This is a genomic window from Micromonospora inaquosa, assembly GCF_003857055.1.
Lineage (GTDB): Bacteria > Actinomycetota > Actinomycetes > Mycobacteriales > Micromonosporaceae > Micromonospora > Micromonospora inaquosa.
The window spans coordinates 1-7,022 of the sequence record NZ_QGSZ01000229.1 but is presented as its reverse complement, the minus strand read 5'-3'; the positions used below and the strand labels follow the sequence as shown (position 1 = coordinate 7,022).

Here is a 7,022-nt window from a genome sequence, read left to right as displayed (position 1 = left end):
CCACCCGCACCGCCGACCCCCGCCGCGGCCGCCGGACGGCCCGGGCCGGTGCGGGCGGCCAGCGCGGCCGCGGCGGGGGTCGGCGGTGCGGGTGGTGGTGCGTCCAGCCCGAGGGCGCGGGCGACCGTGTCGAACCGGCCACCCAGCGCCAGGGTCGCCGAGGTGGCGACGACGGTGCGTTCGTCGTACAGGTGGGTGGCGAGGGTGCCGGCCACCGACAGCGGCGCGACCACCAGCGCGCGGCGGCTGCCGCTGTCGTTCTTCTCCACCCAGGCCACGTCGTGGTCGGCCTCCTCCAGCAGCCGCTGCGCGGTGGTGGAGAGCTCGTCCAGGGCGGCCTTGGCCTGCTGTTTGCGGACCGGATCGGGGTCGTCGGACTTGATGTCGCCGATCGCGTCCAGCGCGGCGCGGGTTGCCGCGTCGAGCAGCGTGCACGCCTCCCGAAGGGGCGTCGGCAGCCCGGCGGTGAGTCGCCCGGCCGGCGCCTCGGCCAGCCCGACCGCGAGGGCGTCACCGGCGGCGGTGAGCGCCTCGGCGGTCTCCGGCCGCAGCAGCGTACGGGCGCGCCGGGTGGTCCGGTCGATCAGCTCCGGCACCAGCTCCGCCTGGGCCGCGGAGGAGACCCGGTCGGCCAGCTCGTGCGCCTCGTCGACGATGAGCAGCTTGTGCGGTGGCACGATGTGCCGGTCGGCGAGCATGTCGACCGCGAGCAGGCTGTGGTTGGTCACCACGATGTCGGCCTCGCGGGCGCGGGCCCGCGACGCCTCGGCGAAGCACTCCTGGCCGAACGGGCAACGGGTCGCGCCGACGCACTCGCGGGCCGGCATCGACACCAGCCGCCAGGCCTGATCGTCGACGCCCGGGTCCAGTTCGTCCCGGTCGCCGGTGGCGGTCTTCTCGGCCCAGTCCCGCAGCCGCTCGATCTGCTTGCCCAACCGGCCCGCCTCACCGAGCCACTTCGTCCCGCCGCCGGGACGCGCCGCCGGGGCGTCGAAGAGGGTGTCCTCCGGCTCCTCCTCGGTGGAGTTGTCCAGTCGGGCCAGGCACAGGTAGTGGTGGCGGCCCTTGAGCACGGCGAAGGTGGGCCGACGGCCGAGCAGCGGCTCGACCGCGTCCGCGAGCCGGGGCAGGTCGTGGTCGACCAGCTGGGACTGCAACGCCAGGGTGGCGGTGGAGACCACCACCGGGCCGTCCACGGTGAGCGCCGGCGCGAGGTACGCCAGCGACTTCCCGGTGCCGGTGCCGGCCTGGACGAGCAGATGCTCGCCGCCGGCCACGCAGTCCTCGATCGCCGTTGTCATCTGCAGCTGGCCGGGGCGTTCCGCGCCGCCGGGCACCGCGCCGACCGCCGCCGCCAGCAGCTCCGTCCCACTGGGTCGGGCACCCCGTCGCCGGCCCTTCGCACGGGCCGACGGAGTGGCGGAACCGGTGGCGGTGCGGGGCGGAGTCACCGTGCGACGGTACCCGCCGCCGCCGACAGCGGCCGCGCCCATCCGCCGCGTGGCGCGACGGCGACCGGGTAGGGCCGCTGCGGCGACGCCGTCCGGTTACGGCCGCGCTACGACGCGTGGGCAGTATCGGTTAGGGTGCGAATCATGCCGAGCGACATGGTCCGAGTGATCTACCGCAAGTACGACGGCAGCGCCCACCGCGACTACCCGGCCCGCCGGCTCACGGAGGACGATCTCGGCATCTGGCTCGGCGTGCCCGAGGGCACCCAGTCGGTCTACCACGGCCGGCCCTCGGTGGAGAAGATCCCGTTCGTGCTGCTGGTGCCACATCGCGGCTGGTGGACGGCCATGTTCAACCCCCCGCCCCGCACCAGCGAGGTCTACTGCGACATCACGACCCCGGCCCGCTGGGAGTCCGACGACACCGTCCACCTGATCGACCTTGACCTGGACGTCGTCCGGCGTCGGGCCACCGGGCTGGTCGAGCTGCTCGACGAGGACGAGTTCGCCGAGCACCGGGCCCGGTTCGGTTACCCGGACGACGTGGTGGCCGAGGCCGAAGCCGCAGCCCAGCGGCTGCTCGGGTCACTCGGCGACGGCACCGAGCCGTTCGCCACCGCGTACCGCAAGTGGTTGGCCCTGGTGGTCTGACGCCGCACCCCCGCTCGGTCGGCTCACCAGCGCGGCGGCCAGGCGTCGTCGTCGCCCAACGGCACCAGGCCGGTCAGTTTCTCCGGGTTGAGCTGGTTGTAGATGGCGGTGATCCGCCCCTGGTCCACGGCGAACGCGGTGACCAGGCGGATCGGCCGCCCGTCGCTGTGCACCGTCTCCATCTGTAGGCCGAGCGCGCCGTCGACCAGCACCGGTCGGGACCGTACGCGGTTGGCGTACCGGCCGGCGCGGCCGAACAGGCCGAGCGTGAAGCGACCCACCGCCGCCGCGCCGAGCACCGGCTGCCGGGCCGCGGGGAAGTGCCCGCCGGAGTCGCCGACGAAGACCACGTCCGGCGCGAGCACCCGGAGCAGCTGGTCCAGCTCGCCGGACTCGGTGGCGGCGACGAACGCTTCGAGCACCCGGCGCTGCTCGGCCAGGTCGGCGGTGTGCCGGGGGACGTCCGACGAGGTGATCGCCCGCCGTGCGCGGGAGGCGAGCTGACGGGCGGCCACCTCGGTGGTGCCGAGCGCGTCGGCGACCCGGGCGAACGGCACCGCGAACACGTCGTGCAGCACGAGAGCGACCCGCTGCTCCGGCGCGAGCCGTTCCAGCACCACCAGCAACGCCGCGCCGACCTGGTCGGTGCGGACCGCCCGTTCCGCCGGGTCCGTCGCGTACGGGTCCGACGACGGGCCGCCCAACGCGCTCACGACCGGTTCCGGCAGCCACTGCCCGGGGTACGCCTCCCGCCGCACCCGGGCCGAGCGGAGCACGTCCAGGCAGATCCGGGCGCAGGTGGTGGTCAGCCACGCGGACAGGTCACGGATCTCGGCGCGGGCCGTCGGGTCGGCGAGCGCTCCGGCGTAGTGCAGCCAGGTCTCCTGCACCGCGTCCTCCGCCTCGCTGCGGCTGCCCAGCATCCGGTGGGCCACCACGAGCAGCCGGCCCCGCTCGGCCTCGAACTCCGTCGCCAGGTCCCGCACGACCCACCACCCTCCCGGTCGGCACCGTCCTGGCCTACATCCTCCCGTCGACCGCACGCGCTGGCAGCCCCGGCCGTCACCCGAGGGGTGGCCCTCGGCGGGCGGAAGGCCTGCGGGTGGGCGATGATCCGTGGATGAGCGCACCCCAGCAAGGGCAGATCGTGGCACCGGCCGGCGGCTCCGTGCGGGAGCTGCTGCGCGCCACCGCACCGGTGGATCTCGGCGCGATCGATCCCCGTTCCACGCCCGGCCTGCCAGAGACGGTCGGTCGCGGTGAGCGCCGTAAGGCCTGGGCGCGAGAGCAGGTGGAGCTGGTCGGCGGCGAGCTGGGCAGGCAGCAGGAGATGCTCTTCGCGATGGCCAAGACCGGGTCGGAGCAGCCCGCGCACCGGGTGCTGCTGGTGCTCCAGGCCATGGACTGCGGCGGCAAGGACGGCACGATCAAGCGGGTGGCCGGAGCGATGAACCCGCTGGGTCTGCACATCCGCTCCTTCGGGCCCCCGACCCGGCAGGAGTTGCGGCACGACTTTCTCTGGCGGATCCGGCGGGAGCTGCCACCGCCGGGGTACGTGGGGATGTTCAACCGTTCGCACTACGAGGACGTGTTGATCGCCCGGGTCGCCTCGTTGGTGCCGGAGGCGACCTGGCGGGCCCGCTATGACGCGATCAACGCGTTCGAGCGGGAGCTGACCGAGGGCGGCGTGACCCTGATCAAGGTGATGTTGCACATCTCGTACGAGGAGCAGGGCAACCGCCTGCTGGAACGGCTCACCGACCCGCAGAAGCACTGGAAGTACAACCCCTCGGACATCGACTCCCGGGGGCACTGGGACGACTACCAGGCCGCGTACGCCGAGGCTCTGAGCCGGTGCGGCACGGACGCCGCGCCGTGGTTCGTGGTGCCGGCGGACCGCAAGTGGTACCGGGACTGGGCGGTGGCCCACCTGTTGCGTGAGACGTTCGACACGCTCGATCTGGGGTATCCGGCTGCCGATTTCGACGTGGCGCGGGAGCGGGAGCGCCTTCTGGCTGGGGGAGCGGGTGCCGGTGGGGCGGTCGAGGTGAACGGCAGATGAACGAGCGGTGAATGGTGCCTGGCCAGGGGTGGGCCGGCGATTTCCCGGTTCCGCCGTTTTCTAGCATTCACCGAGCGGGCGCTCTCGGGTGCCGCCACCCTTCCACCGACGCGACGAGGTCTGTGCTGTGAAGTTTTCCTTCCGCCCCACCGAGGGCGCCTTCTACGAGCTCTTCACCAGGGCCGCGCAGAACCTGGTCCGGGGCACCGCGCTGCTCAACGAGCTGGCCCTGCCCGGCGTGGACGTGCAGTCCGTGAGCGAGCGGCTGACCGAGGTCGAGCACGACAGCGACCAGATCACCCACGACCTGTACAAGAAGATCAACTCGACCTTCATCACGCCGTTCGACCGGGAGGACATCTACCGGCTCGGCTCGCTGCTCGACGACGTGATGGACCACCTGGAGGCCGTCGGCGACCTGCTCTACCTGTACGGGCTGACCGAGCTTCCGGCGCTGCCCCGCGAGCTGCACGAGATGGTCAACGTGCTCGACCAGCAGGCCAAGCTGACCGCCGACGCGATGCCCCGGCTGAAGTCGATGAAGGATCTTGAGGACTACTGGATCGAGTGCAACCGGCTGGAGAACGAGGGCGACCGGATCAACCGGCAGCTGCTCGTCCGCCTGTTCTCCGGTGAGTACGACGCGTTGACGGTGCTGAAGATGAAGGAGGTCGCCGACGAGCTGGAGGCCGCCTGTGACGCCTTCGAGCACGTGGCCAACACCGTCGAGACCATCGCGGTCAAGGAGTCCTGATCCGGTGACTGTGACACCCGAACTCATCGCCGTTCTGGCGGTGATCGGGGTAGCCCTGGCGTTCGACTACACCAACGGCTTCCACGACGCCGCCAACGCGATCGCAACCAGCGTCTCCACCCGGGCGCTGACACCCCGGATCGCCCTCGGGCTCGCCGCGGTCGGCAACTTCGTCGGCGCCCACTTCGGCGCCGGTGTGGCCAAGACCGTCGGCGACGGTCTGGTCACCCTCCCGACCGGAGTGAACAGCCTCGGCGTGGTCTTCGCCGGGGTGCTCGGGGCGATCGCCTGGAACCTGATCACCTGGTACTTCGGTCTGCCCTCGTCGTCCTCACACGCGCTCTTCGGCGGTCTGGTCGGCGCGACCCTGCTGTCCACCGGCGGCATCGTGCAGTGGGGCAACATCGGCGAGAAGGTGCTGCTGCCGATGGTGCTGTCGCCGATCGTCGGCCTCACCCTCGGTTACCTGCTGATGCTGGCGATCCTCTGGCTGTTCCGGAAGGGGCAGCCGGGCAAGCTCAACCGGGGCTTCCGCTGGGCGCAGACCGCCTCGGCGGCCGCCATGTCGGTCGGCCACGGCATGCAGGACGCCGCCAAGACCATGGGCATCGTGGTGCTGGCGCTCTACACCGGCGGTTTCCAGGAGAGCAAGACGCACATCCCGGGCTGGGTGTTCTGGACCTCGGCGACGATGCTGGCCCTGGGCACGTACGCCGGTGGTTGGCGGATCATCCGTACCCTCGGTCGCAAGATCATCGACCTGGGGCCGCCGGAGGGCTTCGCCGCCGAGACCGTCGCCAGCGCGGTGCTCTACTTCAACGCCTTGGTGCTGAAGGCGCCGATCTCCACCACCCACACCATCACCTCGGCGATCATGGGGGTGGGCGCGACCAAGCGACTCTCCGCGGTTCGCTGGAACGTGGCCGGCAACATCGTGCTCGCCTGGATCATCACGTTCCCAGCCGCCGCGCTGATCGCCTGCGTCACCTACCTGCTGGTCCGGCCGCTCTTCGGCTGAGTTCATGAAAGGGCCCCCGGTCACGGTCTCGCCGTGGCCGGGGGCCCTTTCGCCGTTCTAGACGTACCGGACGCCGATCTGCTCACGGACCGTGTCCAGCAGGGCCATCACCTCAAGGGTGGTGGCGTGCGGCACCACCGGGCTCTCGGTCAGCCCGGCGGCGAGGCAGCGCTGCACCTCGATCGCCTCGTACTGGTAGCCGTTGCCGGCCCCGTCGGCGACGATCGTCTCCGGCTCCGCGCCGGCCCGGTGCACTGTCACCGAACCCGGCCGGAAGAACGGCTCCGGCAGGTCGATCCGACCCGTGGTGCCCGTTATCGAGGCGGTCTGCCCGCTCAACCCGACCATGCCGCAGCTCAGAGTTGCCAGGGCTCCGGTGTCGTAGCCGAACAGCATGCCGGTGTTCTCGTCCGTCCCCTCTGGGCCGAGCTGCGCCCAGGACCGGATGTGTTGCGGCACCCCGAGTAGCAGGTGAGCCAGGCTGATCGGGTAGATCCCCAAATCGAGCAGGGCGCCCCCACCCAGCGCCGCGTTGCGCATCCGGTGCTCCGGCGCGAACGGCCCGGCCACCCCGAAGTCGGCACGGACACCGGTCACCGTGCCGATCGCCCCGTCCGCGATCAGCTCGACCACCCGCAGGATCATCGGATTCAGCCGCATCCACATGGCCTCCATCAGGAAGACCCCGGCGGCGCGGGCGGTGTCCACCAGCTCGGTGCTGGTGGCCAGGTCGAGGGTGAACGGCTTCTCCAACAGCACCGCCCGCCCGGCGGTGAGGCAGGTCATCGCCGCCTCGTAGTGCGCCGAGTGCGGGGTCGCCACGTAGATCGCGTCCACCTCCGGGTCGGCGGCCAACTCCACCCAGGAGCCGTAGGCGCGCTTCGCGCCGTACGTGTCGGCGAAGCGCTGCGCGCTCTCCGCAGCGCGGGAACCGACCGCGACCAGCTCGGCGTCCGGCACCAGCCGGAGGTCTTCGGCGAAACGGCTGGCGATGTGGCCAGTGGCCAGGATGCCCCAACGAGTCATGCCGGAACGCTAACCGAGCCAGGTGAACCCCTGCCTCCCCGGCCCGCGCCCCTCCCGCCC

At 71.8% G+C, this 7,022-nt stretch carries 7 protein-coding genes; 4 read left to right on the top strand and 3 right to left on the bottom strand.

What is annotated here, in order from left to right; genetic code table 11:
* Positions 1-1,493, bottom strand: a 1,493-nt coding sequence (locus tag DLJ59_RS19115) for an ATP-dependent DNA helicase (RefSeq protein ID WP_244236117.1), incomplete at its 3' end; no start/stop codon positions are given.
* A 102-nt stretch (positions 1,494-1,595) separates the two neighbouring features.
* On the opposite strand from DLJ59_RS19115, the gene DLJ59_RS19110 reads away from it, so the two are divergent.
* A complete protein-coding gene (locus DLJ59_RS19110; protein ID WP_124774008.1) occupies positions 1,596-2,102 on the top strand; it encodes a DUF402 domain-containing protein in 507 nt (168 codons plus the stop codon).
* A gap of 23 nt (positions 2,103-2,125) precedes the next feature.
* Here DLJ59_RS19110 and sigJ read toward each other — a convergent pair whose 3' ends face one another.
* Positions 2,126-3,088: an RNA polymerase sigma factor SigJ gene (gene sigJ, locus DLJ59_RS19105; RefSeq protein ID WP_124774007.1), complete on the bottom strand. Its 963-nt coding sequence runs from the start codon at positions 3,086-3,088 to the stop codon at positions 2,126-2,128.
* A gap of 134 nt (positions 3,089-3,222) precedes the next feature.
* Between sigJ and DLJ59_RS19100 the strand changes: the two genes are divergently transcribed.
* The 3 genes from DLJ59_RS19100 to DLJ59_RS19090 all read left to right on the top strand — a co-directional run bounded on the left by DLJ59_RS19100 (position 3,223) and on the right by DLJ59_RS19090 (position 5,936).
* Entirely contained in the window at positions 3,223-4,164 is a 942-nt protein-coding gene (locus tag DLJ59_RS19100; RefSeq protein ID WP_124774006.1) for a PPK2 family polyphosphate kinase, read from the top strand.
* Between the two features lie 127 nt (positions 4,165-4,291).
* Positions 4,292-4,918, top strand: a complete 627-nt coding sequence (locus DLJ59_RS19095; protein WP_053655020.1) for a DUF47 domain-containing protein — start codon at positions 4,292-4,294, stop codon at positions 4,916-4,918.
* 10 nt (positions 4,919-4,928) lie between these two features.
* Entirely contained in the window at positions 4,929-5,936 is a 1,008-nt protein-coding gene (locus DLJ59_RS19090) for an inorganic phosphate transporter (RefSeq protein WP_124774009.1), read from the top strand.
* Between the two features lie 57 nt (positions 5,937-5,993).
* Here DLJ59_RS19090 and DLJ59_RS19085 read toward each other — a convergent pair whose 3' ends face one another.
* Entirely contained in the window at positions 5,994-6,962 is a 969-nt protein-coding gene (locus DLJ59_RS19085; protein WP_124774005.1) for a Gfo/Idh/MocA family protein, read from the bottom strand.
* Between the last annotated feature and the right edge of the window lie 60 nt (positions 6,963-7,022).

What these genes read in the sequence shown, in the direction of transcription:
- DLJ59_RS19110 (WP_124774008.1), top strand. Translation starts at nt 1,596, where the DNA reads ATGCCGAGCGACATGGTCCGAGTGATCTACCGCAAGTACGACGGCAGC.
- DLJ59_RS19085 (WP_124774005.1), bottom strand. Translation starts at nt 6,962, where the DNA reads ATGACTCGTTGGGGCATCCTGGCCACTGGCCACATCGCCAGCCGTTTC.
- DLJ59_RS19100 (WP_124774006.1), top strand. Translation starts at nt 3,223, where the DNA reads ATGAGCGCACCCCAGCAAGGGCAGATCGTGGCACCGGCCGGCGGCTCC.